At 68.4% G+C, this 24,951-nt stretch carries 36 protein-coding genes and 1 riboswitch; of the genes, 23 read left to right on the plus strand and 13 right to left on the minus strand.

Annotated elements, in window-relative coordinates; all coding sequences use genetic code 11:
* Nucleotides 1-70: 70 nt before the first annotated feature.
* The 9 genes from purC to purL are packed head-to-tail and all read left to right on the plus strand — an operon-like array spanning nucleotide 71 to nucleotide 6,214.
* On the plus strand, nucleotides 71-808 hold the full coding sequence (gene purC / locus DAETH_RS15720) for a phosphoribosylaminoimidazolesuccinocarboxamide synthase (protein ID WP_264775816.1): 738 nt from the start codon (nucleotides 71-73) through the stop codon (nucleotides 806-808).
* A gap of 57 nt (nucleotides 809-865) precedes the next feature.
* A complete protein-coding gene (gene purS, locus DAETH_RS15725) occupies nucleotides 866-1,132 on the plus strand; it encodes a phosphoribosylformylglycinamidine synthase subunit PurS (RefSeq protein WP_264775817.1) in 267 nt (88 codons plus the stop codon).
* Nucleotides 1,129-1,500 (plus strand): cupin domain-containing protein, encoded by a 372-nt coding sequence (locus DAETH_RS15730; protein ID WP_264775818.1) that lies wholly within the window; start codon nucleotides 1,129-1,131, stop codon nucleotides 1,498-1,500. The genes purS and DAETH_RS15730 overlap by 4 nt, the downstream gene beginning before the upstream one ends.
* A gap of 11 nt (nucleotides 1,501-1,511) precedes the next feature.
* Nucleotides 1,512-2,180 carry a phosphoribosylformylglycinamidine synthase subunit PurQ gene (gene purQ, locus DAETH_RS15735; RefSeq protein ID WP_264775819.1) on the plus strand — a complete coding sequence of 223 codons (669 nt, stop codon included), beginning with the start codon at nucleotides 1,512-1,514 and terminating at the stop codon, nucleotides 2,178-2,180.
* Nucleotides 2,177-2,650 (plus strand): DinB family protein, encoded by a 474-nt coding sequence (locus DAETH_RS15740; protein ID WP_264775820.1) that lies wholly within the window; start codon nucleotides 2,177-2,179, stop codon nucleotides 2,648-2,650. Before purQ ends, DAETH_RS15740 begins: the two co-directional genes overlap by 4 nt.
* Before the next feature lie 36 nt (nucleotides 2,651-2,686).
* Complete coding sequence (locus DAETH_RS15745; protein ID WP_264775821.1) at nucleotides 2,687-3,058, plus strand: helix-turn-helix domain-containing protein; 372 nt, start codon at nucleotides 2,687-2,689, stop codon at nucleotides 3,056-3,058.
* Nucleotides 3,055-3,486, plus strand: coding sequence for a type II toxin-antitoxin system VapC family toxin (locus tag DAETH_RS15750; RefSeq protein WP_264775822.1), 432 nt, complete (start codon nucleotides 3,055-3,057; stop codon nucleotides 3,484-3,486). Before DAETH_RS15745 ends, DAETH_RS15750 begins: the two co-directional genes overlap by 4 nt.
* On the plus strand, nucleotides 3,483-3,971 hold the full coding sequence (locus DAETH_RS15755) for a DinB family protein (protein WP_264775823.1): 489 nt from the start codon (nucleotides 3,483-3,485) through the stop codon (nucleotides 3,969-3,971). The genes DAETH_RS15750 and DAETH_RS15755 overlap by 4 nt, the downstream gene beginning before the upstream one ends.
* Nucleotides 3,968-6,214 carry a phosphoribosylformylglycinamidine synthase subunit PurL gene (gene purL / locus DAETH_RS15760; protein ID WP_264775824.1) on the plus strand — a complete coding sequence of 749 codons (2,247 nt, stop codon included), beginning with the start codon at nucleotides 3,968-3,970 and terminating at the stop codon, nucleotides 6,212-6,214. The genes DAETH_RS15755 and purL overlap by 4 nt, the downstream gene beginning before the upstream one ends.
* A gap of 92 nt (nucleotides 6,215-6,306) precedes the next feature.
* On the opposite strand, the gene DAETH_RS15765 is transcribed toward purL, so the two are convergent.
* Nucleotides 6,307-6,768, minus strand: a complete 462-nt coding sequence (locus tag DAETH_RS15765; RefSeq protein WP_319993721.1) for an endonuclease domain-containing protein — start codon at nucleotides 6,766-6,768, stop codon at nucleotides 6,307-6,309.
* Here DAETH_RS15765 and purF point away from each other — a divergent pair.
* Together purF and DAETH_RS15775 are read left to right on the plus strand one after the other, a co-directional pair.
* Nucleotides 6,767-8,185 carry an amidophosphoribosyltransferase gene (gene purF, locus DAETH_RS15770; protein ID WP_264775826.1) on the plus strand — a complete coding sequence of 473 codons (1,419 nt, stop codon included), beginning with the start codon at nucleotides 6,767-6,769 and terminating at the stop codon, nucleotides 8,183-8,185. The two genes, DAETH_RS15765 and purF, sit on opposite strands and share 2 nt — an antisense overlap.
* A gap of 319 nt (nucleotides 8,186-8,504) precedes the next feature.
* Nucleotides 8,505-8,864 (plus strand): BrnA antitoxin family protein, encoded by a 360-nt coding sequence (locus tag DAETH_RS15775; RefSeq protein WP_264775827.1) that lies wholly within the window; start codon nucleotides 8,505-8,507, stop codon nucleotides 8,862-8,864.
* A 74-nt stretch (nucleotides 8,865-8,938) separates the two neighbouring features.
* Here the strand turns inward: DAETH_RS15775 and DAETH_RS15780 are convergent, their stop codons facing one another.
* Nucleotides 8,939-10,324: an ATP-binding protein gene (locus tag DAETH_RS15780; RefSeq protein WP_264775828.1), complete on the minus strand. Its 1,386-nt coding sequence runs from the start codon at nucleotides 10,322-10,324 to the stop codon at nucleotides 8,939-8,941.
* A gap of 150 nt (nucleotides 10,325-10,474) precedes the next feature.
* On the opposite strand from DAETH_RS15780, the gene DAETH_RS15785 reads away from it, so the two are divergent.
* From DAETH_RS15785 to DAETH_RS15795, 3 genes are read left to right on the plus strand one after another with little or no spacing between them, the layout of a single operon-like run.
* Nucleotides 10,475-10,942 carry a hypothetical protein gene (locus DAETH_RS15785; RefSeq protein ID WP_264775829.1) on the plus strand — a complete coding sequence of 156 codons (468 nt, stop codon included), beginning with the start codon at nucleotides 10,475-10,477 and terminating at the stop codon, nucleotides 10,940-10,942.
* A gap of 23 nt (nucleotides 10,943-10,965) precedes the next feature.
* Nucleotides 10,966-11,202 carry a ribbon-helix-helix protein, CopG family gene (locus DAETH_RS15790; protein ID WP_264775830.1) on the plus strand — a complete coding sequence of 79 codons (237 nt, stop codon included), beginning with the start codon at nucleotides 10,966-10,968 and terminating at the stop codon, nucleotides 11,200-11,202.
* A 43-nt stretch (nucleotides 11,203-11,245) separates the two neighbouring features.
* Nucleotides 11,246-11,446 carry a YwbE family protein gene (locus DAETH_RS15795; protein WP_264775831.1) on the plus strand — a complete coding sequence of 67 codons (201 nt, stop codon included), beginning with the start codon at nucleotides 11,246-11,248 and terminating at the stop codon, nucleotides 11,444-11,446.
* Nucleotides 11,447-11,455: 9 nt separating this feature from the next.
* On the opposite strand, the gene DAETH_RS15800 is transcribed toward DAETH_RS15795, so the two are convergent.
* Both DAETH_RS15800 and DAETH_RS15805 read right to left on the minus strand, forming a co-directional pair.
* On the minus strand, nucleotides 11,456-11,860 hold the full coding sequence (locus DAETH_RS15800; protein ID WP_319993746.1) for an SMP-30/gluconolactonase/LRE family protein: 405 nt from the start codon (nucleotides 11,858-11,860) through the stop codon (nucleotides 11,456-11,458).
* Entirely contained in the window at nucleotides 11,757-12,221 is a 465-nt protein-coding gene (locus tag DAETH_RS15805) for an SMP-30/gluconolactonase/LRE family protein (protein WP_264775832.1), read from the minus strand. Before DAETH_RS15805 ends, DAETH_RS15800 begins: the two co-directional genes overlap by 104 nt.
* Nucleotides 12,222-12,404: 183 nt before the next feature.
* Between DAETH_RS15805 and DAETH_RS15810 the strand changes: the two genes are divergently transcribed.
* The 3 genes from DAETH_RS15810 to DAETH_RS15820 all read left to right on the plus strand — a co-directional run bounded on the left by DAETH_RS15810 (nucleotide 12,405) and on the right by DAETH_RS15820 (nucleotide 15,155).
* Nucleotides 12,405-12,665, plus strand: coding sequence for an addiction module toxin RelE (locus tag DAETH_RS15810; RefSeq protein WP_264775833.1), 261 nt, complete (start codon nucleotides 12,405-12,407; stop codon nucleotides 12,663-12,665).
* 269 nt (nucleotides 12,666-12,934) lie between these two features.
* A complete protein-coding gene (mutY, locus tag DAETH_RS15815) occupies nucleotides 12,935-13,972 on the plus strand; it encodes an A/G-specific adenine glycosylase (protein ID WP_264775834.1) in 1,038 nt (345 codons plus the stop codon).
* 352 nt (nucleotides 13,973-14,324) lie between these two features.
* Nucleotides 14,325-15,155 (plus strand): isoprenyl transferase, encoded by an 831-nt coding sequence (locus DAETH_RS15820; RefSeq protein ID WP_264775835.1) that lies wholly within the window; start codon nucleotides 14,325-14,327, stop codon nucleotides 15,153-15,155.
* 41 nt (nucleotides 15,156-15,196) lie between these two features.
* Here the strand turns inward: DAETH_RS15820 and DAETH_RS15825 are convergent, their stop codons facing one another.
* On the minus strand, nucleotides 15,197-16,195 hold the full coding sequence (locus DAETH_RS15825) for a hypothetical protein (protein WP_264775836.1): 999 nt from the start codon (nucleotides 16,193-16,195) through the stop codon (nucleotides 15,197-15,199).
* 119 nt (nucleotides 16,196-16,314) lie between these two features.
* On the opposite strand from DAETH_RS15825, the gene DAETH_RS15830 reads away from it, so the two are divergent.
* On the plus strand, nucleotides 16,315-17,982 hold the full coding sequence (locus tag DAETH_RS15830; protein ID WP_264775837.1) for an HRDC domain-containing protein: 1,668 nt from the start codon (nucleotides 16,315-16,317) through the stop codon (nucleotides 17,980-17,982).
* Nucleotides 17,983-18,000: 18 nt separating this feature from the next.
* Here DAETH_RS15830 and DAETH_RS15835 read toward each other — a convergent pair whose 3' ends face one another.
* Entirely contained in the window at nucleotides 18,001-18,309 is a 309-nt protein-coding gene (locus tag DAETH_RS15835) for a hypothetical protein (RefSeq protein WP_264775838.1), read from the minus strand.
* 249 nt (nucleotides 18,310-18,558) lie between these two features.
* On the opposite strand from DAETH_RS15835, the gene DAETH_RS15840 reads away from it, so the two are divergent.
* Entirely contained in the window at nucleotides 18,559-18,741 is a 183-nt protein-coding gene (locus DAETH_RS15840) for a hypothetical protein (RefSeq protein WP_264775839.1), read from the plus strand.
* A gap of 63 nt (nucleotides 18,742-18,804) precedes the next feature.
* On the opposite strand, the gene DAETH_RS15845 is transcribed toward DAETH_RS15840, so the two are convergent.
* The 6 genes from DAETH_RS15845 to xseB all read right to left on the minus strand — a co-directional run bounded on the left by DAETH_RS15845 (nucleotide 18,805) and on the right by xseB (nucleotide 22,709).
* Entirely contained in the window at nucleotides 18,805-19,161 is a 357-nt protein-coding gene (locus DAETH_RS15845; RefSeq protein ID WP_264775840.1) for a hypothetical protein, read from the minus strand.
* A 94-nt stretch (nucleotides 19,162-19,255) separates the two neighbouring features.
* Nucleotides 19,256-19,600, minus strand: coding sequence for a (2Fe-2S) ferredoxin domain-containing protein (locus DAETH_RS15850; RefSeq protein ID WP_264775841.1), 345 nt, complete (start codon nucleotides 19,598-19,600; stop codon nucleotides 19,256-19,258).
* A gap of 5 nt (nucleotides 19,601-19,605) precedes the next feature.
* On the minus strand, nucleotides 19,606-20,331 hold the full coding sequence (locus tag DAETH_RS15855; protein ID WP_406585110.1) for an ABC transporter ATP-binding protein: 726 nt from the start codon (nucleotides 20,329-20,331) through the stop codon (nucleotides 19,606-19,608).
* Nucleotides 20,332-20,416: 85 nt separating this feature from the next.
* Nucleotides 20,417-21,442, minus strand: coding sequence for a FecCD family ABC transporter permease (locus tag DAETH_RS15860; protein ID WP_264775843.1), 1,026 nt, complete (start codon nucleotides 21,440-21,442; stop codon nucleotides 20,417-20,419).
* 211 nt (nucleotides 21,443-21,653) lie between these two features.
* Nucleotides 21,654-21,774: riboswitch (cobalamin riboswitch) on the minus strand.
* 17 nt (nucleotides 21,775-21,791) lie between these two features.
* Entirely contained in the window at nucleotides 21,792-22,424 is a 633-nt protein-coding gene (locus DAETH_RS15865; RefSeq protein ID WP_264775844.1) for a lysophospholipid acyltransferase family protein, read from the minus strand.
* Nucleotides 22,425-22,448: 24 nt separating this feature from the next.
* Nucleotides 22,449-22,709 (minus strand): exodeoxyribonuclease VII small subunit, encoded by a 261-nt coding sequence (gene xseB, locus DAETH_RS15870; protein WP_264775845.1) that lies wholly within the window; start codon nucleotides 22,707-22,709, stop codon nucleotides 22,449-22,451.
* Between the two features lie 43 nt (nucleotides 22,710-22,752).
* On the opposite strand from xseB, the gene DAETH_RS15875 reads away from it, so the two are divergent.
* Genes DAETH_RS15875 through DAETH_RS15890 form a run of 4 tightly spaced genes read left to right on the plus strand, consistent with a single transcriptional unit; the run spans nucleotide 22,753 to nucleotide 24,548 of the window.
* Complete coding sequence (locus DAETH_RS15875) at nucleotides 22,753-23,433, plus strand: flavin reductase family protein (protein ID WP_264775846.1); 681 nt, start codon at nucleotides 22,753-22,755, stop codon at nucleotides 23,431-23,433.
* 16 nt (nucleotides 23,434-23,449) lie between these two features.
* Nucleotides 23,450-23,749, plus strand: a complete 300-nt coding sequence (locus tag DAETH_RS15880) for a hypothetical protein (protein ID WP_264775847.1) — start codon at nucleotides 23,450-23,452, stop codon at nucleotides 23,747-23,749.
* Nucleotides 23,671-23,991 carry a GNAT family N-acetyltransferase gene (locus tag DAETH_RS15885; RefSeq protein WP_264775848.1) on the plus strand — a complete coding sequence of 107 codons (321 nt, stop codon included), beginning with the start codon at nucleotides 23,671-23,673 and terminating at the stop codon, nucleotides 23,989-23,991. Before DAETH_RS15880 ends, DAETH_RS15885 begins: the two co-directional genes overlap by 79 nt.
* Entirely contained in the window at nucleotides 23,988-24,548 is a 561-nt protein-coding gene (locus tag DAETH_RS15890; RefSeq protein WP_264775849.1) for a Uma2 family endonuclease, read from the plus strand. Before DAETH_RS15885 ends, DAETH_RS15890 begins: the two co-directional genes overlap by 4 nt.
* Nucleotides 24,549-24,588: 40 nt before the next feature.
* Here DAETH_RS15890 and DAETH_RS15895 read toward each other — a convergent pair whose 3' ends face one another.
* Nucleotides 24,589-24,945 (minus strand): DUF2089 domain-containing protein, encoded by a 357-nt coding sequence (locus DAETH_RS15895; protein ID WP_264775850.1) that lies wholly within the window; start codon nucleotides 24,943-24,945, stop codon nucleotides 24,589-24,591.
* Between the last annotated feature and the right edge of the window lie 6 nt (nucleotides 24,946-24,951).

Genomic DNA, 24,951 nt, shown 5'->3' on the forward strand with positions numbered 1-24,951 from the left:
GTCGCCCCGAACGAGTTGGGGTGGCGCCCGTCCTGCTTTCTCCCCCACAGCACCGCTTCCCGGAGCCCGGATGAAGCGCGAGCCACTGTACGAGGGCAAGGCCAAGCGCGTCTACGCCACCGAGAACCCCCACGAGTACGTCGTCGAGTACAAGGACGACGCGACCGCCTTCAACGGGGTCAAGCGCGCCCAGATCCTCGGCAAGGGCGCCGTCAACAACGCCATCACCGCCCACCTCTTCCCCCAGTTGGAGGCGGCGGGCATCCCCACCCACTTCATCGAGCGCTTGTCCGACACCGAGCAGCGCGTCCGGGCCGTGACCATCGTGCCCGTCGAGGTGATCGTGCGGAACGTGGCGGCGGGGAGTTTCTCCAAGCGGCTCGGCGTGGAGGAGGGCACACCCCTCGCCCGCCCGGTCGTCGAGTACTGCTACAAGAGCGACGCGCTGGGCGACCCCCTGATCAACAGGGATACGGCGGTTGCCCTCGGCTGGGCGAGCGAGGAGGACCTGGGGCGCATCCGCGAACTCGCGCTGAGGGTGCGGGATTTTCTGACGCCCTACTTCGCCGCTCGGGGCATCCGCCTGATCGACTTCAAGCTGGAGTTCGGCAAGACGCCGGGCGGCCAAGTTGTCCTCGCCGACGAGATCAGCCCCGACACCTGCCGCTTCTGGGACGCGGCGACGGGCGAGAAGCTCGACAAGGACCGCTTCCGCCGCGACCTGGGCGGGGTGGAGGAGGCGTACGCGGAGATGCTGCGGCGCGTGACCTCGGAGGCTGAAGGCGGAAAGCAGAAGGCAGAAGGCTAGAAGTTCCCATCGTCGTCTGCCATCCGCCTTCAGCCATCTGCAATACGGAGTGTTCCCATGCCCAGCTACCACGCCAAAGTCTTCGTCACCCTCAAGCCCTCTATCCTCGATCCGCAGGGGCGCACCGTCGAGCGGGCCTTGACGCACCTCGACCACGCGAACGTGACGGGCGTGCGGGTCGGCAAGTACATCGAACTGACGCTCTCAGGCGAGCGTCCGGCGGTCGAGGCGCAACTTTCGGAGATCGTGGGGAACGTGTTGAGTAACCCCATCATGGAGGACGCGCGCTGGGAGCTGACCGAGGCCGAGCCGGTGGGCGCATGAGCAGGCCGCAGACCGTGAGCTTGCAGGAGAAGTTCGACCTGTTCACCGATCACTGGTCGCCCAGGATCGTCGGCGAATTGAACGGCCAGCAGGTCAAGCTCGCCAAGATCAGCGGCGAGTTCATCTGGCACGCCCACGAGCACGAGGACGAGCTGTTTCTGGTCACGCGCGGCACGCTGCGGATGCGCTTCCGCACCCACGAGGCGGTCGTCGGGGTGGGTGAATTCATCATCGTGCCGCGCGGCGTGGAGCACCAGCCGGTTGCGGACACGGAGGAGGTCTGGATGCTGCTGTTCGAGCCCGCCTCCACCGTGAACACCGGGACCGCCGGCGGCGAGCGCACCGTGACCGAGCTGGGGCGGCTGTGACAACTTCCGGGATGAGGGTCGCCGTCGTCCAGTTCCCCGGCTCCAACTGCGACGCGGACGCCCTGCACGCCGCGCGTCTCACCCTCGACCCGGACGCGCGCCTCGTGTGGCATACCGAGGGCAGCCTCCCCACGGGCACCGACCTCGTGCTGCTGCCCGGCGGATTTTCCTACGGCGACCATCTCCGCTCCGGGGCCATCGCGGCGCGCAGCCCGATCATGGCCGCCGTCAGGGAGCACGCCGAGCGCGGCGGCTACGTCCTCGGCGTGTGCAATGGCTTCCAGGTGCTCACCGAGGCGGGCCTCCTCCCCGGCGCCCTGAGCCGCAACCGCGAGGTGCATTTCCTGTGCCGGCCCGTCCACCTGCGGGTGGAGAACGCGGGCACGGCCTACACGAACGCTTACGCACCCGGCCAGGTCATAGAAATCCCCATCGCGCACGGCGAGGGCAACTACTACGCCGACCCAGGGACGGTCGCCCGGCTAGAGGACGAGGGCCGGGTGATCTTCCGCTACGTGGACAACCCCAACGGCTCGCTGAACGACATCGCCGGGATCGTGAACGAGCGCGGCAACGTGCTGGGCATGATGCCCCACCCCGAGCGTGCGGTCGAGGCCCTGTTGGGCAGCGAGGACGGGCGCGGGATGTTCGAGAGTCTGAAAGGGGCCGTGGTGAAATGAACGAGTTGAAGGACTTCCTGATCGAGCAGTACGGGGCGGAACTGGGAGCGTTTCGCGCGGCCCTGGAGAGCATCCCCGCCGAGGGGTTCAACACCGCGACGGTCGGGCACTCTCCCGCCTGGCACGCCCTCCACGTCGCCGAATGGCTGCGGCTCGCCGTCCTGAACGACCGCTCGCCCTCCTACGCGCACCTGGGCTGGGAGGACCGGGAGTGGGTGGGGGCGCTGAGCGGCGAACCTGCTCAGACGGAAAGCGCCGGAAAGGCCGTGATCCTCGCTCACCTGGACGAGATGACGGGGCGGGTGCTGAGCTTCCTGCAAGGACTGAGCGCCGCCGACATGCAGGGCACCTCCTTCTCGCCGAGCGCCCCGGGGGGCACGCGCCCACGCCTTCAGGGCATCGGGATGCACCTGCGGCACATCGCGTACCACCGAGGCCAGGTCCAATTGGGCAAGAAAGTTTTGACGTGACCCTATCAACTCCTTGTAGTCTTGTAAGCTGAAAGCATGACGCTGCGCCTGAACCTCGGACGTTACCTGCAAGAACACGACATTTCCGCTTACCGACTGGTGCAGGAGGTGAAGGGTCGTGTCGCGCCCAACACGGTCTACAGCCTCGCCCGCAAGCCCGCCCAGCGCATCGACCTGGATACCGTCGCCAAGATTTTGCAGGCGCTGGAGCGGGTCAGGGGGCAGAAGGTGGAGATCACGGAGATGCTGGAGGACGCGACTCTGGAGACTCCTGCCCAGACGGTCACGCCGCCCGCCTACGACGCCAGCAACCGCAAAGTGTTCAAGTACAACGGCTACCGTGCGAACGTTGCCCCCGGCCCCTCGGCCCAGGAGATTCTCGACGAGTTGCGGGGACACGTGCAATGACCACGCTGTATCTGGACTCTAATGCCTTTGTCAAGCTCTTCACCGACGAAAACATGGTTGAAGCCGCACAAGTCGAAGCTGCCCTTGAGAAAAGCAGTGACCTCGCCAGCAGCGCCATCACTTACGCCGAGGTCTGCGGCGTCTTTGCGCGTCAGTTTCAGCAGGGGCGCATGAGTGAGGAAGTGTACTGGGCGACCCGGCAAGCCTTCGAGGACAACTGGGAGCAGGTGAACATCGTTGAAGTCTCTGCCACCGTCTCCAAAATCGCCGCCGACGTGTTAAAGGCTCAGCAGGGCCTCCGCGCGATGGACGCCCTCCACCTCGCCTCGGCCCTCGCGCTTCGCCAGAGTACGGAAATCAAGTTCCTGACCTTCGACGTGAGGCTGCAAGACGCCGCCGGGAAGCTGATGCCGGAGGCCAGGCAATGAATGCGGTGCAGTCCCTCCTTGCCAGAACGCTCAAGGCCGAATTCGTGGCGCTTATGGAGTTGCTGGACGCATACCCTGCCGAGCTGTTGGGCAAGCAGCCGCAGCATGGACACAGCGCCGCCTGGCACGCGCTACACATCATGGACTGGACCCGTTGCGTAATTCAGCCGGGGTTGCAAGGGGTCAACCCAGCCCTGACCTACGGGTATCTGGGTTTCGAGGATGCCGACTGGACGCGTGCCGTCACTGGCCCCACCCTGGTAGAGGAACATGACGCACCCGAGCACATTCTGAAGAGCGTTCGGCAGGTGTTTGACGAGGCGCTGAAATCCGTGCGGACAGCGCCCGAAGACCGTTTTGAACCGGATGCCCTCTGGACTACCCTCAAACGGCCCCGGCCAGTGCTCGATGGTCTGACTTACCATCTGCGGCACACCGCGTATCACCGGGGGCAAGTGACCCTCGTTCTCAAGGAGTTGGCGTGACACAAACCCAATCCCTGCGCGACCGCGCCCCCACCTTCGGCCTCACCGAAGGGGAATACGACCTCCTCGTTTCCGGCCTCGGGCGGGAGCCGAACGCGCTGGAGGCGGCCATCGTCGGCGCGATGTGGTCGGAACACTGCGGGTACAAGAACTCGCGGCCCTTATTTTCCGCCTTTCCCACGACGGGGCCGCAGGTCCTCCAGGGGCCCGGCGAGAATGCGGGCGTGGCGGACATCGGCGAGGGGTGGGGGGTGGCCTTCAAGATGGAGAGCCACAACCACCCGTCCGCCGTGGAGCCCGTGCAGGGGGCGGCGACCGGGGTGGGCGGCATCCTGCGCGACATCTTTGCGATGGGGGCGCGGCCCTTCGCCGTGCTCGACTCCCTGCGCTTCGGCAATCCCGACTCGCCCCGCACCCGCTTTCTGGTGAACGGCGTCGTTGAGGGCATCTCCCACTACGGCAACGCGATAGGCGTTCCCACCGTGGGCGGCGAGGTGACCTTCCACCCCTCGTATCAGGAGAACCCACTCGTCAACGTCATGGCCCTGGGCCTGCTGCGGCACGAGGACCTGGCGAAGGGGACGATGGGCGCGGTCGGAAACCAAATTGTGTACGTCGGCTCCAAGACGGGGCGCGACGGGCTGGGCGGCGCGGTGTTCGCCTCCGCCGACCTCAGTGACGCTTCACAGGCCGACCGACCCGCTGTGCAGGTGGGCGACCCCTTCATGGAGAAGCTGCTGCTGGAGGCGACCCTGGAGGCGATTCAGGCGGGCCTCGTCGCGGGCGTGCAGGACATGGGAGCGGCGGGGCTCGTCTCCTCGACCTGCGAGATGGCGTACCGGGCGGGGCTCGGGATCACCATGAACCTCGACCTCGTGCCCACGCGTGAGACGGGTATGGTGCCGATGGAACTGTGCCTGAGCGAGTCGCAGGAGCGGGTGATACTGGTGCCGGTGCCGGGGCGCGAAGGGGAACTGCTGGACCTCCTGGCGAAGTGGGAACTCGACGTGGTGACCATCGGGGAGGTGGAGGCGCACGACCGTTACCGCCTGACCTGGCGCGGCGAGGTGGTCTGTGACCTGCCCGTCGCCCTGCTCAACGAGGCGCCGAAGTACACGCGCGAGGGCGTGGAGTCTGAGGAGATCAGGGCCAAGCGCGAGCATGACCTGAGCGGCGTGCCCGTGCCCGGCGACCTCGGCGCGGTGCTGGTGGAACTGCTCTCGCACCCCACCATCGCCTCCAAAAGGCCCATTTTTGAGCGGTACGACTATCAGGTAATGACGAACACGGTCGTCGCCCCCGGTGCCGCCGACGCCGCCGTGCTGAGAATCAAGGATTCGGGGCTGGGGGTGGCCGCGACAAGCGACTGCAACCCGCGCTTCGTGTACCTCGACCCCTACCTGGGGGCCGCCGCCGCCGTCGCCGAGGCCGCGCGCAACCTCGCCTGCGTGGGGGCGACGCCGCTGGCGATCACGGACAACCTCAACTTCGGGAACCCGCTTAGGCCGGACGTGTACTTTCAACTTCAGCGGGCGGTGCAGGGGATCGCGGACGCCTGCCGCGCGCTCAATACGCCGGTCACGGGCGGCAACGTCAGCCTCTACAACCAGTATGTGGAGGAGGGCCGCACCGTCGCCATCCACCCCACGCCGACGATTGGCATGGTGGGCGTGCTGCCGGACGTGACGAAACGGGCCACCCTGGCGCTGAAGGAGGGGCCGCACAGCCTCTACCTGCTGGGCCGTCACGCGGAGAGCATCGGGGCGAGTCAGTACCTGGAGACAATTCACGGGCTGGAGGCGGGGGAGGTGCCGCCCCTCGACCTCGACTTGGAGGCGCGGGTCATCGCCGGAACGCTCGCCCTGATCCGCGCGGGCCTGACGAATACGGCGCACGACTGCTCGGAGGGTGGATTGGCCGTGGCATTGGCAGAGATGGCGATTGCGGGTGGGCGGGGTCTAAAGGTGACGCTCGTCGCCCCCGAGGAGGTCCGCCCCGACGCCCTCCTTTTCGGGGAGGCTCATAGCCGCGTGGTGGTGGCTGTTCAAGTCGGGCACGAGGACGAGGCGCAGCAGGTGCTGGACGATCTGGGGGTGCCCTGGACCGTGCTCGGCGAGAGCCTGCCTAGCCCGGGTGGGGAAAGCGTCGCCATCACGCTGCCGGGGGCGAACGTACACTTGAGCGTGAATCTTGGGACGCTGACCACCGCCTATACGACACCGCTGAGGGGGATTTTGGGGTGAAGCGGGTTGGTGGGGCCCTGAGTTGGAAACGGGGGGCGCTGGTGGGACGCTACGTCCCCCCCCTCCCGACCTCCCCCACGAGGGGGGAGGAGTTAAAGGCGCTCGGTGAAGGTGGCCCGGATGCGTTCGAGGACGCCTTCAAGGTTAGCCCTGACCTCGTTGTTCCAAAAGCGCAGAACTTGGAAGCCATCGGCGTTCAGAGCCTCGTCTCGCACCCGGTCAGCCTCGCTGTTCAGGTGCTGGCTACCGTCCAGCTCAATGACGAGCCGCGCCGGGTAGCACACGAAATCCACCACGTACCGTCCGATGGGCTCCTGACGTCGGAAGCTAACACCCAACCCTGCACTCCTCAACCTTGCCCACAGCATCCGCTCCTCGGGAGTCAGGTTCCGGCGCAACGTGCGCGCTACCCCCGTACTGACGCTCTCACGCGGCGGACGATAAGGCATAACCGAATCTACCCACCTGCATCTTTTCACTCCTCCCCCCTCGTGGGGGAGGCCGGGAGGGAGGGGACACGACGCACCGCCCACCCCCCCAAAGGACCCCACCATGCTCTTTGACCCCGCCACCGACAAACCGCAGGACGAGTGCGGCGTCTTCGGGCTGTACTCACCCGAGCCCAGCGACCTCGCCTGGCTGACGTACCTCGGCCTCTTCGCCCTGCAACATCGGGGGCAGGAGGCAGCGGGCATGTGCGTCTCGGACGGCGAGAAGTTCCATGTGGACAAGGACCTGGGGCTGGTGACGCAGGTCTTCGACGAGCGGCGGCTCGATGGTCTGCGGCTCGCCAACGCCCGGGTCAGCATCGGGCACGTGCGCTACTCCACGACGGGCTCGAACCTGCGCTTCAACGCTCAGCCGCTCACCACCCGCACAAACAAGGGCATCCTGGGGCTGGCGCACAACGGCAACTTCGTGAACGCCCGCGAGGTCAGGAACGCGATGCTGATGGAGGGCGCCCTCTTCCAGACCACGAACGACTCGGAGGTCATGCTCAACCTGATCGCCCGCGAGAGCCACATGGATCTGGTCGAGGCGACCGCGAGCGCCATGAAGCAGCTCAAGGGCGGGTACGCCTGCGTGCTGATGAGCCGCACCCAGCTCCTCGGCTTCCGCGACCCGCATGGGGTCCGGCCCCTGGTGATCGGGCAGCGGGACGATGGGACGTATGTGCTCGCCTCCGAGCCCTGCGCCCTGTACGCGGTGGGCGCGCGGCTGGTGCGGGACGTGCAGCCGGGCGAACTGGTGTGGATGGACCGGGGCGGCCTGCACTCGCTGATGGTCGAGCCGAAGAGGCCCACGCCCTGTGCCTTCGAGTGGATCTACTTCGCGCGCAGCGACGGCGAACTCGACGGGGTGGACATCCACGCGAGCCGCATCCGCATGGGCGAACGGCTGGCCCGCGAGCGCCCGGTGGAGGCCGACATCGTGGTGCCCGTGCCCGACTCCGGCATCGGGGCGGCCATCGGGTACGCGCGGGAGAGCGGCATCCCGTTCGACTACGGCCTGTACAAGAACCCGTACGCGGGCCGCACCTTCATCGCCCCCACCCAGGAGGCGCGCGAGCTGAAGGTCAAGATGAAGCTCTCGCCCACGAGCGCGGTGTGGGGCAAACGGGTCGTGCTGGTGGACGACTCCATCGTGCGCGGCACCACCAGCCGCCAGATCGTGAACCTGCTGCGTGAGGCGGGGGCGCGGGAGGTCCACTTCCGGGTGAGCAGCCCGCCCATCAAGCACCCGTGCTTCTACGGCATCGACACCGCCGCCCGCAAGGAACTCGTCGCCAGCACCCACACGCAGGAGGAGATTCGGGAGCTGATCGGCGCCGACACCCTCGCCTTCATCAGCGAGCGGGGGCTGAGGGAAGCCGTTGGCGGCCCCGGCCTGTGTCTGGCGTGCTTCAACGGCGAGTACCCGGCGGGAACGCCGCTGCTGAACGACGTGGACAAGCTGGCGCTGGAGGTGTAGGCGACTCCTTTTACGAAAGCGCATACACTGGGTCCCAGCCGACGGAATTCGACTGGGACTTTGCCAACCTGGACCACATCGCCCGCTACAAGATCGAACCGGAGGAGGCGGAAGAGGCAGTGACTGACCCCGCCGCCGTCCTTGCCAACAAAGTTCACCGGGGACCGCAGGGGCAGCGCCGCATCGGGATCATTGGAACCACCGAAGCCGGAAGAGTTCTCTTTGTCGTTTTGGAGCCTAGAAGGGGCAAAGTTCGCGTCGTCACCGCTCTCAACGCCAGCTCGGAACAGCGAGACGCCTATTACAGCGAGGAATGACCATGACTGATCAGCTCACCAAGTTGATTCCCGTCCGCTCCAACAGCGAGATTCCAGAGAACATGACGACCGAGGAAGCGGCCCAGTTCTGGGAAACACACACGGCCACGCGAGAACTCATCGAGGAAAGCCGCAACGACCCGGAAGGCTTGGCCCTCCTGAACGAGATCGCCCCCCGCCAGCGGCCCCGGCAACCGCGCCAGCCCAAGGCCACGCACGTCACCACCCTGCGCCTGGACGAGGACATGGAAAAGCGGCTCAAGCACGTCGCCGCGTTGAAGCGGGTGCCGTACCAGACGCTGCTCAAGCAGTTCGTGGGCGAGCGGCTGTATGAGGAGGAGAAGCGGTTGGGGGTGGTGTGATGGGGATCACTCAAGGGCTGAGGCCAACTCCAGTCCCTATAACGAACACATTCGAACTATAGAGTAATACGAATTTACTGCCGTTCAATTTTTCTCCATGCGGAAGAGGCTCCTGCAAGGCCCGGTACACGTTCGATTTTACCAGCATCACGAAGACGATAGAAAACGTTTTTAACAGCATTTTCAGAGCGTATACCTGTCAAATCTCTTGCTTGAGAGTTTTTTATTGACTCATTATTTTCCAGAAACTCAAGTATTGCTTGTTCCGGAGTAGCCAAAGGAGTGTGAGGTATCGTCACACGCACACCATTTTCCAGCTCCTCAATCACTGGGTTTTTTAGTTTCCATTCCTTCATCTTTTGAAACGCTGTGTCTAATCCCTCACCCATGTCCTTATTTGGCGGGTTTTTATATCTAGCTAGCTGCCTAACCACTCTGGGATTTCTAGAAAACCTTTGATCCAATATGTTATCCACACTTACAAATCCAGGAAGCTTACCAGGACTTATCACTTCGATCCTGTCATTGAATATCTTCACGTGAACATGATCTGATATGCTATAATCACGATGGATTATAGCGTTTACAACTATCTCCCATATCGCCTCCTGTGGGTACTCGACCGGTTTTAATCCATATGTTGTCCAGATTTTTATCCCACTCAAAATTTCTGTTATCTTATCTATAACTCGTCTTATCAAGTCATAGCTACTGCCTTCTACAGTGTATACCTCTTTCAGATGATCCCTTTCTGGGTCATCTTCTTGAGTTTCATAACGTATCACCTTAACTGCACACTGACGCGGCATGAATGATGAGGGATCATCAGCGTACAACAGTACAGATGCAACTTTAGGAGCGAAATCTTCTCTTCTAAGCAGGTTTTGATTTAGCAAGTAATCCAAACCATCAAGACTTGAACCCACATCGTATAACATGTCCTTAACAGCCGCACTTTCAGCAACGACTTCGGGAGGACAATCCATTAACAATTCATCCTCAAATGTAGTTGCCCCTTTTGAATAACTAAGGGCTATTATTCTTTGTGGATCGGTCAGTCTTATACTTTGCGCAGATTGACGTACATATACTTCTTGAGAAGAGGTTTTATGGACAAAATTACTTTTATCAACGTTCACAGACATGATTATATTAGTTGAAACATCTAACGCTTGTAAAAATTTTATACGGAAGGGAACGGTAGGGTTTAGAGTGGATAAAGAAGCAATGTGGGCATTGTAATCTTCTATATCACTTAAACCCCTCCATCTATCTATAGTATTGGTCTCTTCTTTATCATCCTTGACGCCGACGAATACTTCACCACCATCGGCATTTGCGAAAGCTACAACTGTTTTCTCAAGACCGGCTGGTCTCAGCCTGGCATCTTTCCTATCAAAGAAATGAGACTCCATCCTCTCACATATCTCCAGGGCCTCTTCAAAAGTGATCTGGTCCACCCTCACTTCGTTAATCTCCTTGATTCACAGATGGCAATATAAGCATGTAGCCAAAGCTCCACAGCTTCTCGAACCTCAACCCTCCGTTTGAGTATATCCGAATCGTTACGGGTGAGCTGCTCAAACGGTACATAAGATGATTGCCAGTAGATGATTTTTTCTTCCACCCCCGACTTCCGCTTCGCCCTCGCCCGCATCCACCCTCCCTCTGACGCCCGCCTCTCCTGCATCTGGGCAGCGGAGTCCGAGCCCGACCCGGGGGAGGAGGTGCCGCCCGGCGTGCGGGCGTGGTGGCTGTCCCTGACCCGGGAGTTGCTGGGCGGGCCGGGGTGGGGGCGCGTGGTGCTGGTGCAGGACGCAGGGTATCGGTGGTTCCGAATGCGGTACAGCGTGCACGAGGCGACGCCCGAGCGGGTGCTGGCGGCGGTGGAGGGGGACCACGGGGCGCCGTCGTCTGCCGGGTCGTTCACGCTGGCGTGGGGAGCGAGCGTGGAGCGCGGGCGGGTGGCCTGCCGGGGCGCGGCGTTCAGCATTGGGGATCAGCTCGGGGTGTGCCTGTACGCGCTGCCGGACGATCTGGAGCGGCTGGGGGCGTGGGTGCCGGGTGGGTGGTCATAGGCGAGCCGCTTCATACTTATGCCGTGCGAGTCTCTCTCTCCCTGGACGAGCAGACCTTCGCCGAGGCCGAGGCGCTGGCCTGGAAGTTGGGCCTGGGCCGCAGCGAGCTTTGGCGGGCTGCCCTGCGGGAATATCTGGAGCTGCACCGTGGGGAGGACGTGATGGCGGCCCTTAACCGCGTGCACGGCAAGAACACAGGGACGGACGAAGACCTGCGGCGAGAGGCAGCGCGGCGAACCTTCGAGGCGAACGAGTGGTGAGGAGGCACCTTACCGCCCGCTCCCCCTCCCCTATCCTCCCCCCATGACCCCTCCCCGCTCCCAGATTCGCCCCGGCGTGACCGTGGACATCGTGCAGAAGCAGGACCAGCCCACGGGCAGGCTCACGCGCGGTGTGGTGGCACAGCTTCTTACAGGCTCGGCCACCCACCCACACGGCATCAAGGTCCGCCTCGTCAGCGGGCAGGTGGGCCGTGTGCAGGCGGTGGTCGGGGCCGAGGGGTAGAGGGTCACGTCACAGCCGCAGCCCCCGCACTCGCGTGGGGATGTGGTAGAGGCCCGTGGTGGCGGTCATGAAGAGCTCCGTCCCGTCCGGCCCGCCGAAGCAGAGATTGGAGACGGTCTCGGGCACGAGGACGCGGCCCAGTTCCTCGCCGCCCGGGCTCAGGACGTGAACGCCTTCCCCGGCGCTGGTCCAGACGCGGCCCGAGTCGTCCACCCCGAAGCCGTCGGGCACGCCGGGGCGGATGGTGGCCCACCGGCCCTCGGGGGTGACGGTGCCGTCCGGGCCCAGGCGGTAGCGGTAGAGGTGGCCCTCATCGTCGTGGGTATCGGACACGAGGAGGAGGTCGGGGGCGGCGAAGGCGAGGCCGTTGGGCATGAGGCGGTCGCGGATGGGAGCGGTGAGCGCGCCGTCCAGGGCGAGGCGGTAGACGTGGTTGCCGGGCTGCTCGCGCTCGCCGCCGTAGCCCTCGTCGGGCTGGTCGAGGCCGTAAGTGGGATCGGTAAAACCACAGGCTGCCGTCCGGGCTCAGGGTCACGTCGTTGGGGCTGCTGAGCCTGCGGCCCTCAAAGGTGTCCGCGAGGATGGTCCAGGCCCCGTTCTCCTCCTGGCGGACGAGGGCCCGCTGGCCGTGTGAGCAGGCGACGAGGCGACCCCCGGCGTCGAGCGTGTGCCCGTTCTGGTGGTGGCTGGGATGCATCTCCTCTTGTAACCTTTCAGAGCGTAACCAGCGCCAGGTGAGGTTCTGGCGCACGTCGCTGAAGATCACGGCGTCCATTTGCGTGTGGTAGACCGGACTCTCGGCTCAGGTGAAGCCCTGGGCCAGCCGAGGCAGCGGGGCCCCCTCCAGGAACAGGTCGAGGAAGTCGAGGCGGGTCGCGGCGAGGTGGGTCATGGCCTCCATCCCTTCCTCACCCCTCGCCCGCCCGCACGGCTTACGGTGCGCGCGAGGAGGCCAACCATGCCCGAAGCGTGGAGCGACAGGGACGAACGGCAGTACGAGCACATCAAGGAGAGCGAACTGAGCTGGGGCGAGCCGGGGGAACGCGCCGAGGAGATCGCCGCCCGCACGGTGAACAAGCACCGCCGCCAGGAGGGCCGCACCCCGAACACCCAACTCTCCGACCTCACCCGCGACGAGCTGTACAACCGGGTCAGGGAAAAGGGCATCAGGGGCCGCAGCGGCATGAGCAAGGCGGAGCTGGTCGCGGCGCTGAGCTGAACCGGGGAGCGCTGTATTGCACGGTCAGGCACTGGGCGGGCGGACCCTCTTGACCGTGATGCCCCGCTTCGCGCAAAACGGGCTGGACGGGGCGCCGCCGACAGACGAGCAGACCAAAGCGTTGCACGAGTACATCAAGGGCCTGGAACGGCTCCACTTCTCCGGGTCTCTGCTGGCAGTTCCCGCCGGGCAGAGGCCGGGTTTCCTTTTGCCCCACATTGCCGTAACGGCCGCGTTTGAACGCTGCCCCGACCCCTACACTTCCTCCCGTGACCCTCTCCCCCGCCGACCTCCCCGCCGTGCGCGCGGCGCTGCTGGCCTGGTTCGACCGTGCCGGGCGCGACCTGCCGTGGCGGGTGGGGCCGGAGGGCGGGCGCGACCCCTACCGGGTGTGGGTGTCCGAGGTGCTGCTCCAGCAGACCCAGGTGGCGCGCGGGCGGGTGTACTTCGAGCGGTTTCTGACGGCGTTCCCGACGGTGGAGGCGCTGGCCGCCGCTCCCGTCGAGGCCGTCCTCAAGGCGTGGGAAGGCTGCGGTTACTACGCCCGGGCCAGGAACCTGCACCGGGCGGCGGGCGTGATCGCGCGGGAGGGAATGCCGACGACCCACGAGGGCTGGCGGGCCCTTCCGGGCGTGGGGCCCTACACGGCGGCGGCGGTGTCCAGTCTCGCCTTCGGGGAGGCCAGGGCAGTCAGCGACGGCAACGTGCGGCGGGTGCTCGCGCGGGTGCACGGCGAGCGGCAGCCGACCGAGCCGTGGGTGCAGGCGCGGGCCGACGAACTTCTCGACCCCGCCCGCCCCGCCGCCTTCAATGAGGCGGTGATGGACCTGGGGGCGATGGTCTGCACGCCGAGAAACCCGCGCTGCCACGAGTGTCCCGTCTCCGCTTGGTGCACGGCCTTCGCGTCGGGCGAGCCCGCCTCCTTCCCGGCCCCCAAGGTGCGCGCTGCGGTACGTCAGGTCCGCGCCGTGGCCCTGCTCCTCGGCGACGAGCGCGAGGCGGTGCTCGAACGGCGGGAGAGCACCTTTCTCGGCGGGCTGATGGGCCTGCCCACCGAGGTCGTCGGGGAAGGCGAGGGGGAAGGGGACGCGCTCGCCCGCCTCGCCGCACGGCTGGGCGTCACCGTGGCGGGCGAACTCGGCACCGTCACCCACACCATGACGCATAGGCTCGTGACGCTCACCGTCTACGGGGGGCGGGGCGGCCCGGCGCGCACTCCGGTGGCCGACGCCGCCCTCTCTCGTCTGGACCACAAGGCGCTGGGGCTGTGGCGGGCGCGGCAGGGGTCGCTGTTCCCGGAGGTGTGAGGACGGCGGGTTGGCCGGTCAGGGGCACTGGGGGGCAGCCGCGTTCACCCCCCTCCCAGCCTCTCCCACAAGGGGGAGGAGCAAAAAGCGCGGAGGCTTTTAGGCTGTTCAAAACGTGGACCCAGAGGCCCCATCAGTGGAAGTGGCCGGACGGTCCTGGCCCACGACCCCGCCTTGCTCGCGCGGCGAGACGGTGGGCCCGCGACTGAGCTGCGACAAGATCAGACATTGCGCTGGGAAAGACCCGACCACCCACGCCGCCCCTTTGTACCTGCCCAGCCCAGCGCCGCTCCCCCCCTGCCCCTTTGGATGGAAGGCGCCCCACCCCCCAGGCGCTACACTGACCCCCGTCATGACCCGCCCGCCCGTCAAAGCCGCCCTCCGCACCGCCAAGAAAACGCGGGACGCGGCGCGCGGCGCCCTGCTGTGGGGCTACGAGCAACGCCTCGCCCGGGCGGTCCGGTCCCACGGCAAGCTGCCCCGTCACCTGGGCCTGATCCTCGACGGCAACCGCCGCTACGCCCGGGCCCTCGGCGTGGAGCGCGAACTGGGCTACGAGTTCGGCATCGACAAGGCGCACGAGGTCTTGCAGTGGTGCCTCGAACTCGGCATCCCGGCGGTGACGATCTGGGTGCTCTCCACCGACAACGTGGCCCGCGACCCCGACGAGGTCCGGCACCTGATGGGCCTCTTTGACCGCGAGGCACGCAACCTGGCCCGCGACCCGCGCATCCACGCCAACCGGGTGCGGGTGCGCGCCATCGGGCAGCATCACGACTTCCCGGTGAATGTCGTGGGCGCCCTGCGCGAACTGGAGGACAAGACGGCCCACTACGACGGGATGCTCCTGAACATCGCGGTGGGGTACGGGGGCCGCGAGGAGATCGTGGACGCGGTCAAGCAGCACCTCAGCGCCCAGGCGGCGGCGGGTGAGGCGCTTGAGGACGTGATCGAGCACCTGCGGCCCGAGCACATCAGCGCGCACCTGTACACGGCGGGCATCCCCGACCCCGACTTCATCATCCGCACGAGCGGCGAGATCCGGCTCTCCGGCTTCATGCTGTGGCAGAGCGTGTATTCCGAGTACTACTTCTGCGACGTGTACTGGCCGGGCTTCCGCCGGGTGGACTTCCTGCGCGCCCTGCGCGACTTCCAGGGCCGTGACCGGAGATACGGGAAATAGAGGAGGACCCGCCCACGAACGCGGGGGGCTCCCCTTCCCCCTCAGCGCGGGCGCAGGGTGACGGTCTGGTCGAGACGGACGAGCATCTGGAGCTGCTCGCCGCCCGGCTGAGTCAGGCTCATCCGCAGGCGCGTGGCCTGGGTCTGGGTGCTTCCCACGGGCAGACCGTCGGGGCGGTAGAGGCTCAGGCCGCCGCCCTGGGAGCCGCCGAGCAGTTCGAGCCGGATGCGGGGGATATCCGGCCCACCGCCGAACTCGACCGTCCAGGCGCCGGAGGTGCTGCGCGTCCCGAACACGTGCAGCGCGGCGGGGTTCACGCCCCGGTAGGTCGTGGTCGTGGTGACCGTAAGGGGGCTGGCCTGCACGCCCCCGAGCGGGTTCTCTCCGCCTCCCAGCCCGGCGGCGAGCGACCCCAGGACGGCGCCCAGCAGCGCCTGGACGTCCACCGTGACGCTCCGGGTGACGGGCTGCCCGACCGCGAAGGTCTGCCCGTACACGCCGGTCAGGTCCCCGCCGCCCCCGCCCAACTGGTTGCGCAGCACCTCGGGAGTCAGGCCGGAGAGGGCGGCCTGCACGAGGGGATTGTCGCTCTCGATGCGGGTGAGGGCCACCGTGCCGCCCGGGGCCACCGTCTGCACCAGGCGCACGGTGAGGGGCCCCAGGCCGGGCACCTGGGTGATCACGGTGTTCACCAGGGTGACGGTCCCGTCCGGGGCACGCTCCTGGACCTTGTAAAAGACCTTGCCGACGCTCGTCTGCGTACCTGCCCGGCCCAGGGCCTCCTCGATGCCCTGTCGCAGCTCGCCCTGCTCCGCCTCGCTCGGGGCCGCGCCGTCGGGAGCGGTCACCTGCACGTCCTCCACGGTCAGGCGCGTGACCGTGGTCTGGGTGAGTTCGACGAGCGTGCCGGGACGCGCGCCGAGGCTCAGGGTCACCGTGGCGGCGGCAGCGGGGGCGGGCGGGGTGGCCAGGGTCGTCCCGCCCTGGGCACTTGCGGCGGGGGCGGTCAGCAGCAGGGCCGTCAGCAGGACTGTTCGCATACTCCCCACGGTACGCTCCCCGCCGGGCGGGGGTTGCCGCAGGGGCGCGGGGGGCCCCCCATTCACCCGTTCCCCATCTGCGGGAGGCTTTCGGGTGCCCGTGCGGCACAATGGGCGCCATGACCGACTCGCCTGAACTCTCCCAAGCCCACGCCCGCCCGGCCACGCTCCCAGAGGTGCGGCCCGACGCGCGGCTGGTGGCCCTGCACGCCGAGCGCGGCGATCCACACCTGCGGCTGGCAAACGCCCTCGCCGCGCTGGAGGGGGCCGACTGGGGCCTGACCCTGGCGGGTGAGGGCGCCCTCGCCCGGCAACTCGCCGCGCTGCTGGGGCCCGGCGTGCTGCGGGTGGACGAGCGGCTGGGCGTGAACCGCGCGGCCCTCGCCGGGCAGGGGCTCGCCGCCGCCGGCCTCGACGCCGACTGGACGGGCGCGCGGGGAGTCTGGCTCGCCGAGCCCGACGACCGCCTGCTGCGCCGCGCGGCCCGCGCGGGGGTGCCCGTGATCGTGGACGCCACCCTCGCGCCGGGGGGCGGGTGGCTCGCGCGCGGGGCCGCCTACGTGGTCTACCGCGACCCGGTGACCCTGACGGGCTTCGGGGACGGACACCTCGCGCTGCTGTTGGGCCCGGGCCGCGCCCCTGCCCCGGCGGCCCCCGCCCCCGCCGACCTGACCGTGGCCCTTGCCCTGCGGGACGTGGCGACGCTGCCGCTGCGGCTGGCCCGGGCCGCGCGCACGACCGCCCAGCTCGCCGAGCGTCTGGGCGGGGGGGCGCTTCCCTTCGGCCCGACCGCGCTGCTGCTGCCCCCCGACGCGGCGCCCGACACCCCCCACCTCCCCGGCGGGGTTCTTGCCGCCACCCGTAGTGTGGAGGGCGGAGTGATCTTCACGCCCGGCTTGCAGGACGCGGACACCGCCCTCACCCTGTTGCGCGCTTCCCAGGTGCAGGAGCCCGTGAACGTCCCCATCCCCCTCGTGCGCGACCCGGAGGAGGGCGCGGGGGAGGCGGACGTGCCGGAGGTCGCTCGCCGGGAGGAGCCGGAGGACGCCCCGCCCAGCCGTGCCGTTCAGGAGACCGAGCCCCGCCGCGAGGACCGCTTTCGCCGGGACCGGGGAGGTCGCCCGGACCGTCCCGCCCGCGCCGACCTCCCCCGGCCCGACCGGCCGCTTCCCGACGCTCCCCGCGCGGACGCCCCGCAGGGGCTCGACCGGGTGACCTTCGACGCCCCGGAGCCCGCCGAACCGGCCGCCTCCCCCGCGCCGACCCCGCCTGAGGAGGTGCCCTGGACGCCGGAGATCGTGTTCAGCAGTCCCCCCCCGGCCCCCGCGCCCCTGCCCACGCCCGTGAGCCCCGGCCCGGACGCCCCCGAGCTGGAGCCCACGCCGCCCCTCGCCGCACCCGAGCAGGCGGAGGAAGCGGAAGACACGGCGACACCGGACACGCCCGCACCGGCCGAGCCCACCCCGCCCGCCGAGCCCGAGCCCGCCCCCGTCCTGCCCGACCTGCCGCCCGACCTGCCGACGGCGGAGGCGGGGGGCGGGGCGCCCGACCCCGCCGCCGACCTCACCGACGAGCAGGCGGCCGTGTACGCCCGGCTGCGCGAGTGGCGCAACGCCGAGGCCAAGCGGCAGGAGGTCAGCCGCTTCATCATCGCCAGCAACGCCACCCTGGCCGAGATCGCCCGCCGGGTGCCCTACACCCTCGACGACCTCAGGGCTGTACGCGGCATGGGCCCCGAGCGGCTGCGCAAGTACGGCGAGAAGATTCTGGAGGTGGTGCGGGGGTAGGGGCGAGGTCGGCCCGGCCTAGACGACGGCGCTCCGAACCGGGGGAGCGGCTTCCTCGTCCGGCAGCCACCACCCGACCTCGCGCCGAATGAAGTACATCCGCTCCACCTCGTCCTCACTCGCGCGCAGGGGGGAGTAGTCGGCCCGGTAGAGCTGGCCGCCCGAGGAGAGGAGCACCGGGATCAGCACGTCCGCCCGGCCGGAGGGAAAGGCAAAGGCGAACGCCCCAACCCGGATTTCGGGATGTTCGGAGGAAACCACATAGCCGAGTCGGTGCTGCGGGCCGAGATGAAGGACCTGGACGCGCACCGGTTCGACGAGGGGCATAGCTCCACATTAAGGGGAGAACTTAAGGGGACCGTCAGGGATGGAACAGCACCCGGCATCGTCCTCGCGCCCACCTCAGCGTCCGACGGGTCACGGGGCGCCCTCCTGTGGCCGCACCTTGGGGAGGAAAGGCGCGAGAACAGCCCTCACCTTCCTGTCAACCATCTCAACGTTTAGCGTTCTCGAAGCCGGACGCCGGGGAGCTTCCTTACCCTGGCGGAGATAACCTTGTTCACCCCTCCTCCCCAGGTGTTGACTCGGGCCTGGACGCTGGCAGAAGAACTCGACGACGCTGCCGCCCGGGTCCGACTGCACGAACTCCAGTCCCAATGGCCCTCCCTGCCCGACGGTCGGCGAGCTCAGGTTCTGGAGGAGGTGACCACTCTGGGTCGTCAGCTCGGCTACCGCCAAGCCACCGACCCGCGCCGCTGAGTCAGGGGGAAGTCCAGTGTCGCCCCCACGCTCAGGGTGCATCACAGCTGGAGAGGCACGCTCCTAGAGCGGTGTGGGGTGGACCGTGCGCGTTCCCCGTTCCATCCACGCCCGCAGGCTCGCCAGGGCATCGTCACTCAGGCGGCTGGTCGCCGTTCCGTTCGCGTTGACGGTCCAGCCCAGACGGTTGGCCTCCTGCGGCAGACCGTCCAGCGTGTAGGTGCCGGGGGCGACGCGCGCCGAGAGCATCACGGTCGCGTAGTTGCGGTAGTACTCCTCCTCGAAGCGTTTCTGAAGACGCTCCTCGCGGTCGTGGTCCACCCCCGAGATGCCGAAGAACGCGAAGAAGCCGCTGAGGTCGACCCACGGGCGCAGGCGGGTGCGCTTGACGGAAAGATTGATGAGTTTCACCGGCTCCATGACCCTTCCTTCTGGGGGGCGTCCCCCTCCACCTCCCTGCTCTAACACCCACGGGGCCCGGCCTTTGTCCCGTCGCACGGGGGCCAGGCCGGGCTCAACCCTCCCCCGGCCCGTACCGCCGCTCGCGGGGCAACTCCGCCTCCTCGTGCACCGCGCGGGCGACCGCTTCAGAGAGGGGAAAGTCCACCGCCGCGTACCAGCCCTCCTCCAGCCTGCCGCCCCGCTCGCGGTAGACGCAAAGGGTGGGGCCGTAGCTGCACGCGCCCAGACAGCCACTCTCGGTGAGGCGGACGCTGCCGCCCGTCTTGTAATAGGCGAGCGAATGGCGCTCCAGGTGGGTCCACAGGGCGCGGTAGAGCAGGTCCGAGCCGCGAGCCTTGCAGTTCGGGCCCTGGCAGACGAGCAGATGTCCGCGTGTCTTGAAGTATTTCGGCGGCAAGGGATTCAGTCCTCCGGGATGACGAGGGGGCGTTCCTCGTCGCGCGTGACCCTCGCCCGCAGCCCGTAGGCGGCGTGGAGGTGGGCGGGCGTGAGAACTTCCCCAGGCGTGCCCACGGCGAGCACCCGGCCCTCCAGGAGCAGCAGCAGGCGGTCGGCGCGGGCGGCGAGGTTGAGGTCGTGCAGGACGGCGACCACGCCGAGGCCACGGGCGACCTCGCCCCGCAGGTGCCGCACCACCTCCAGCCCGTAGGCGAGGTCGAGGTGGTTGGTGGGTTCGTCGAGAAGCAGGAAGCGGGGCCCAGCGGCGAGGGCGCGGGCCAGCGAGACCCGCTGCCGCTCCCCCCCCGACAATTCGTGGACGTGGCGATCCTCGAAGCGCCGGGTGTCCGTCCGGTCCAGGGCCGCCGTCACCGCGTCCTCGTCGGCTGGGGTCCACGGCTGGGTGGGGATCAGGCCCCACTTCCACGCGCCCGCCCCGCGACCCAGGGCCACCACGTCCCGGACCCGGGCGTCCAGGGGAAGCTCCTCCCCCTGCGCCAGGTACGCGAGCGTCCGCGCCCGCTCCGCCCGGGTCCACCGGGCCAGCGGACGGCCACACAGCCGCACCTCCCCCGCCTCGGCCCGGCTCAGCCCCAGCAGCGCCCGCAGCAGGGTGCTCTTCCCCGCCCCGTTCGGCCCGATCACGGCCGTGAACTCCCCGACCCGGAACGCGGCGCTCACCCCCCGCACCGCCGGGTGCGCCCCCGCCCGAACGTGCAACTCCCGCGCCTCCAACGTGTCGGTGCTGACGGCTGACGGCTGACCGCTGACCGCTCTACTCACGCCCACCCCTCCTGAGCAGCCACAGGAAAAACGGCCCCCCCAGCAGCGTCGTCACCACGCCCACCTGTGAGAGGATCGTCGTGCGCGCGAGCAGGTCGGCGAGGACGAGCAGCGCGCCCCCGAGCAGCGCGGAGACGGGCAGCAGGACCCGGTGCCCCGATCCCCACGCCAGCCGGGCGACGTGCGGCACGATGAGTCCCACGAAGCCGATGATGCCCACATACGCGACGGCGGCGGCGGTCGCCACGCTCGCGGCGACGACCACCAGGAGGCGCAGCCGCTCGACAGGCACCCCCAGGCTCCGGGCCGTCAGGTCACCGAGTTGCAGGGTGTCGAGCGCCCGGCCGAGCCCGACGAGCACCCCACACCCGAGCGCAGCGTAGGGCAGCACCGTCCCCACATCGCGCCAGCCGCTGAAGCCCAGGTCGCCCAGGGTGTAGGCGAGGACCTGCCGCGCCCGGTCCTCGCCGCGCAGGATCAGGAAGGTGGTGAAGGCGCTGCACACGCTTCCCACGACCACGCCCGCCAGGATCAGGCGGGTGGGGGGAAAGCGCCGCCCCTCCCGCGCGAGGACGAGCGTCAGGAGGACCGCCGCCAGGGACGCCCCCAGCGCCACGAGGGGGAGAACGGGGCGCGGCCACCCCGCCACGATCCCCACCGTCGCCCCCAGCGCCGCCCCGCTCGCCGCGCCCAGGAGGTAGGGGTCGGCGAGCGGGTTGCGGAAGACCCCCTGGAACGCGCCGCCGCACACCGCCAGGCACGCGCCCACGACCACCGCCATCACCACGCGCGGCAGGCGGATCTGCCACACGATCACGTCGTTCCCCCCGAGTTCGGCGCCGCTCAGCCCGCGCCACAGCGCCCCCAGCACCTCGCCGGGGGGAATGGTCACGCTGCCCAGCCCCACCGCGAGCACAAGGGCGGCGAGGAGCCCGGCCACGAGCGCGAAGGTGCGTCCGAGGATGCGGGGCCGGGGGACGGGGAGGGCGGGCACGCGCCCCTCGCGCTCAAGGCTCATCGCGCCCCGGGGGTCGGGGGGGAGTGGGGTCGGTCTGGACGGTCGGGGGTCGGGGCATGGGTCTCGTTCCTCCTCCCCGCGCGGCCAAAGAAGCACCGCCCCGTTGGTGGGGGCGGCGGAGGGGGCACGTCCAGGGCTCACCCACGGGGGCGGGGCCGGGGCGCTTTCCTCCAGTCCGCGAGAGGTCGGGCCACGGGCCTCCCCGACACGGGAGATCGGCCCGGACGGGGCGGGTGTTCGGACTCAGGGTCCCCGGAAGGGGCGCCCTCACCGTTGCGCGACAGTGCCGGAGTTCCACCGGCTTTCCCCACGCCCGTCGCGGGCCACTATAGCCCCGGCGCCACCCGCCTCAACGTGACCGGACGACCTCCCCCACCGGCTCCGCGAGGGCAGTGATCCGCTCGCCGATCAGGGCGGTGAGGGCCTTGATCCCCCCGGTGGGTGCGATGGGCTCGCCGAAGCGGACGACCCAGCGCCTCCCCACGCGGCTGAGGCCCACGGGGAGCACGGGCGCCTTGCCCTTCAAGGCCATCAGGGCCACGCCGCCCTGCAACTCGCCCCCGCCGCGCGTGCCCTCGGGGAAGATACCCAGGGTGCCGCCCCCCTGAAGGATGCGCAGGCTGGTACGCACCGCCCCCAGGTCGTTCGCGCTGCGGTCCACCGGGAAGGACCCGCCCGCCCGGATGATGTGGCCGATCACCGGGACGAAGAGTTCCTTTTTCGCCATGAATTGCAGGTAGCGGCCCGGGGGCAGGCTGCGCGCGATCAGGAAGGGGTCGAAGCCCGTGCGGTGGTTTCCGGCGACGATGAGGGGCGTGCCGGGCGGGGGCACGTTCTCGCGCCCGTGGACCTCGATGCCCTGACCCCGCAGGAAGATCGGCAGCGTCGTCACGATCACCACGAGGCGGTACACCAGGGGGTTGACCCGGGGAGCCCGGAGCGTCTCGGCGGGGGGCGCGGGAGAGGGGCGGGCGTCACTCATGGGGCGAGGATACGCCCGCGCCCCTCAATAGGGGTCGGCGTACGGGTCGTCCGCCTCGTCGTCCTCGTCCTCACCCTCTCCGCCCGTCTCGGCGGCGGCCCACTCCCCCGCCAGGACGGCGCGCACCGCCTCGATGCGCTCACGGCAGGCGGCGTAGGCGGCCCGGGCCTCTTCGAGCAGCGGGAGCACCCGGTCGAGGTCGGCGTCCCCGCTCTCCAACTCGGCGGCGATGCGCGAGAGCCGCGCGTAGGCCTCACGGTAGGTCAGCGGCTGAGGGTCCGGCACCCCCCGAGCATAGCGTTCCTCCCGGGAGGGGCTACCCTGGGCCATGACCGTCTCCGGGGCCTCCCACCTCCACTTCGACTTTGCCGCCCTCGCCCCCGCCGAGGTCTACAAGCTCGTCACCGGGGTCGTCGTGCCGCGCCCTATCGCCTGGGTGAGCACGTTGGGCAAGGGCGGTCATGTCAACCTCGCCCCGTACTCCTTTTTCGGCCTGATGGGCTCGGACCCGGCGGTCGTGGCCTTCGGGCCCGGCGACCGCGCGGACGGCACGCCCAAGGACACCGCGCTCAATATCGGGAGGGGGGGCGAATTCACCGTCAACCTCGTGAGCTTTGAACTCGCCCCCCTGATGAACGCGACCGCGACCGACTTCCCCTATGCGTTGGGTGAACCCGAGACGCTGGGCGTGCCCCTCGCCCCCGGCGTGCGGGTGCGGGTGCCGCGTGTGGCCGTGAGCCCCGCCAGCCTGGAGTGCCGCGAGGTGCAGACGGTCCTCATCGGCCGCACCCGCGTCATCCTCGGCGAGGTGCTGGGGATGCACCTGCTCGCGGACGCCGTGCAGGACGCGGAGCGCCACCACGTCCACACCGCTGCCCTCGATCTGGTGGGGCGGATGGCAGGGCGCGGCACGTACACCCTCACGCGGGAGACGTTCACCATCGACCGCATCACCTACGCGGCGTGGCGGGAGGGGCGGGGAGAAGCCGAGGTGCAGGCCAAGGATTGACCCCGTACCTTGGGCCATGCCGCCCTTCCTCGTCCGCCCCGCCACCCCCGCCGACGCGCCGGGCATCGCCCACGTCCACGTCACGAGCTGGCGGGAGACGTACCCGGGACGGATGCCGGAGGACTTCCTGGCCCGGGCGACGGGAGAGGTGGCCCGCGAGCGGCGCGAAGGCTTCTGGACCCGCCACCTGAACGCCGGGACGGGTGAGTCGTCCTCGTCGCCGAGCAGGCGGGCGAAGTGGTCGCCTTCGCCTCGGGCGGCCCGGCGCGCGACCACCCCGGCATTGGCGCGGAGCTGTACACGCTCTACGCGCTGAAATCCGCGCAGGGTCAGGGGATCGGTCGCGCTCTCGTGTCGGCCCTGGCGTGCGAGTTGCAGGAACGGGGGTTTCGGTCGCTGGCCCTGTGGGTGCTGGCCTCCAACCCCACCCACGCCTACTACGCCCACCTCGGCGGGCGCGAGGACGGTGAGAAGAGCGTGCCTCTGCCCGGCGGCGGTGAGATGTGCGAGGTGCGGGTGGTGTGGGACGACCTCACACGGCTTACGATGGAACCATGAGCGACCCCGCCCCCAAAGCGATGAGTGTGGAGGAGTACCTGCGCACGGAGGAGAAAAGCCCCTACAAGCGCGAGTACGTGGGGGGCTTCGTCTACCCGCTGCACGCGCAGGCCGGGGCAAGTCGGCCCCACGTCCTGATCAGCGGGAACATCTTCGGGACCCTGTACGCCGACGCCGTTCGCGCCGGGTGCCGCCTCTACCAGAACGACATGAAGCTGAGGGTCGAGGACAACACCTCTTTCTTCTACCCCGACGTGATGCTCGTCTGTGACCGCGACAGCGGTGATAACGACGCCGAGACCTCTCCCTGCCTGCTGGTGGAAGTCCTCTCGCAGAGCACAGCCGCCCACGACCGCTTCGGGAAATACGGCGTCTACACCGCCATCCCCTCCCTCCAGACCTACCTGATCGTGGAGCAGAAGGAACGGCGCGTATATGCCTACGGGCGGCAGGAGGGCGGGTGGCAGTTGCAGGAGTTGAGCGGCAGCGGCAGCATCGAAGTGCCCTGCCTGAGCCGCCGCATCACGCTGGACGAGATTTATCTGGGCGTGCTCTGAGGGATTGCGGGACGCGGTGAAGACTTTTCCCGCGCCCCGCCTACCGCCGCAGCTTCCGCGCCGCCTCATCCGGGGTGATCTCGCCGCGTTCGAGCCTTTCCAGCACCTCGGACTGGGGGTCGGCGATCTCGGGTTCGTAGCCGATGGCGCGCAGCAGGGTGTCGAAGCGGGCGCGCACCGTGGGGTAGCTCAGGCCCAGCACCCGCTCGACTTCCTTGAGGTTGCCGCGCACGCGGATGTACAGGCGCAGGAAGTCGAGGTTCTCGGGCGTCAGGGTGGCGAACTCGTTGAGCTCGAACACGCCGCGCACGGTGACGCCGCTCGTGGGGAAACGCAGCTCCGTGACGAGCGGCGCCTCGGTCTCGTCGGGAAAGGGCAGGGGAAGGGGACGGGGCATGGGGTC

The sequence above is a fragment of the Deinococcus aetherius genome (assembly GCF_025997855.1).
Taxonomy (GTDB): domain Bacteria; phylum Deinococcota; class Deinococci; order Deinococcales; family Deinococcaceae; genus Deinococcus; species Deinococcus aetherius.

Coding starts and splice junctions, on each gene's coding strand:
- DAETH_RS15740 (WP_264775820.1), top strand. CDS start 2,177: ATGAACGAGTTGAAGGACTTCCTGATCGAGCAGTACGGGGCGGAACTG.
- DAETH_RS15805 (WP_264775832.1), bottom strand. CDS start 12,221: ATGGACGCCGTGATCTTCAGCGACGTGCGCCAGAACCTCACCTGGCGC.
- DAETH_RS15765 (WP_319993721.1), bottom strand. CDS start 6,768: ATGGTGGGGTCCTTTGGGGGGGTGGGCGGTGCGTCGTGTCCCCTCCCT.
- DAETH_RS15745 (WP_264775821.1), top strand. CDS start 2,687: ATGACGCTGCGCCTGAACCTCGGACGTTACCTGCAAGAACACGACATT.
- DAETH_RS15730 (WP_264775818.1), top strand. CDS start 1,129: ATGAGCAGGCCGCAGACCGTGAGCTTGCAGGAGAAGTTCGACCTGTTC.
- DAETH_RS15880 (WP_264775847.1), top strand. CDS start 23,450: ATGCCGCCCTTCCTCGTCCGCCCCGCCACCCCCGCCGACGCGCCGGGC.
- DAETH_RS15820 (WP_264775835.1), top strand. CDS start 14,325: ATGACCCGCCCGCCCGTCAAAGCCGCCCTCCGCACCGCCAAGAAAACG.
- purQ (WP_264775819.1), top strand. CDS start 1,512: ATGAGGGTCGCCGTCGTCCAGTTCCCCGGCTCCAACTGCGACGCGGAC.
- purF (WP_264775826.1), top strand. CDS start 6,767: ATGCTCTTTGACCCCGCCACCGACAAACCGCAGGACGAGTGCGGCGTC.
- DAETH_RS15795 (WP_264775831.1), top strand. CDS start 11,246: ATGACCCCTCCCCGCTCCCAGATTCGCCCCGGCGTGACCGTGGACATC.
- DAETH_RS15845 (WP_264775840.1), bottom strand. CDS start 19,161: ATGGAGCCGGTGAAACTCATCAATCTTTCCGTCAAGCGCACCCGCCTG.
- DAETH_RS15865 (WP_264775844.1), bottom strand. CDS start 22,424: ATGAGTGACGCCCGCCCCTCTCCCGCGCCCCCCGCCGAGACGCTCCGG.
- DAETH_RS15750 (WP_264775822.1), top strand. CDS start 3,055: ATGACCACGCTGTATCTGGACTCTAATGCCTTTGTCAAGCTCTTCACC.
- DAETH_RS15830 (WP_264775837.1), top strand. CDS start 16,315: ATGACCGACTCGCCTGAACTCTCCCAAGCCCACGCCCGCCCGGCCACG.
- DAETH_RS15775 (WP_264775827.1), top strand. CDS start 8,505: ATGACTGATCAGCTCACCAAGTTGATTCCCGTCCGCTCCAACAGCGAG.
- DAETH_RS15825 (WP_264775836.1), bottom strand. CDS start 16,195: ATGCGAACAGTCCTGCTGACGGCCCTGCTGCTGACCGCCCCCGCCGCA.
- DAETH_RS15835 (WP_264775838.1), bottom strand. CDS start 18,309: ATGCCCCTCGTCGAACCGGTGCGCGTCCAGGTCCTTCATCTCGGCCCG.
- DAETH_RS15860 (WP_264775843.1), bottom strand. CDS start 21,442: ATGAGCCTTGAGCGCGAGGGGCGCGTGCCCGCCCTCCCCGTCCCCCGG.
- DAETH_RS15895 (WP_264775850.1), bottom strand. CDS start 24,945: ATGCCCCGTCCCCTTCCCCTGCCCTTTCCCGACGAGACCGAGGCGCCG.
- purC (WP_264775816.1), top strand. CDS start 71: ATGAAGCGCGAGCCACTGTACGAGGGCAAGGCCAAGCGCGTCTACGCC.
- DAETH_RS15875 (WP_264775846.1), top strand. CDS start 22,753: ATGACCGTCTCCGGGGCCTCCCACCTCCACTTCGACTTTGCCGCCCTC.
- DAETH_RS15810 (WP_264775833.1), top strand. CDS start 12,405: ATGCCCGAAGCGTGGAGCGACAGGGACGAACGGCAGTACGAGCACATC.
- DAETH_RS15785 (WP_264775829.1), top strand. CDS start 10,475: ATGATTTTTTCTTCCACCCCCGACTTCCGCTTCGCCCTCGCCCGCATC.
- DAETH_RS15755 (WP_264775823.1), top strand. CDS start 3,483: ATGAATGCGGTGCAGTCCCTCCTTGCCAGAACGCTCAAGGCCGAATTC.
- purS (WP_264775817.1), top strand. CDS start 866: ATGCCCAGCTACCACGCCAAAGTCTTCGTCACCCTCAAGCCCTCTATC.
- DAETH_RS15890 (WP_264775849.1), top strand. CDS start 23,988: ATGAGCGACCCCGCCCCCAAAGCGATGAGTGTGGAGGAGTACCTGCGC.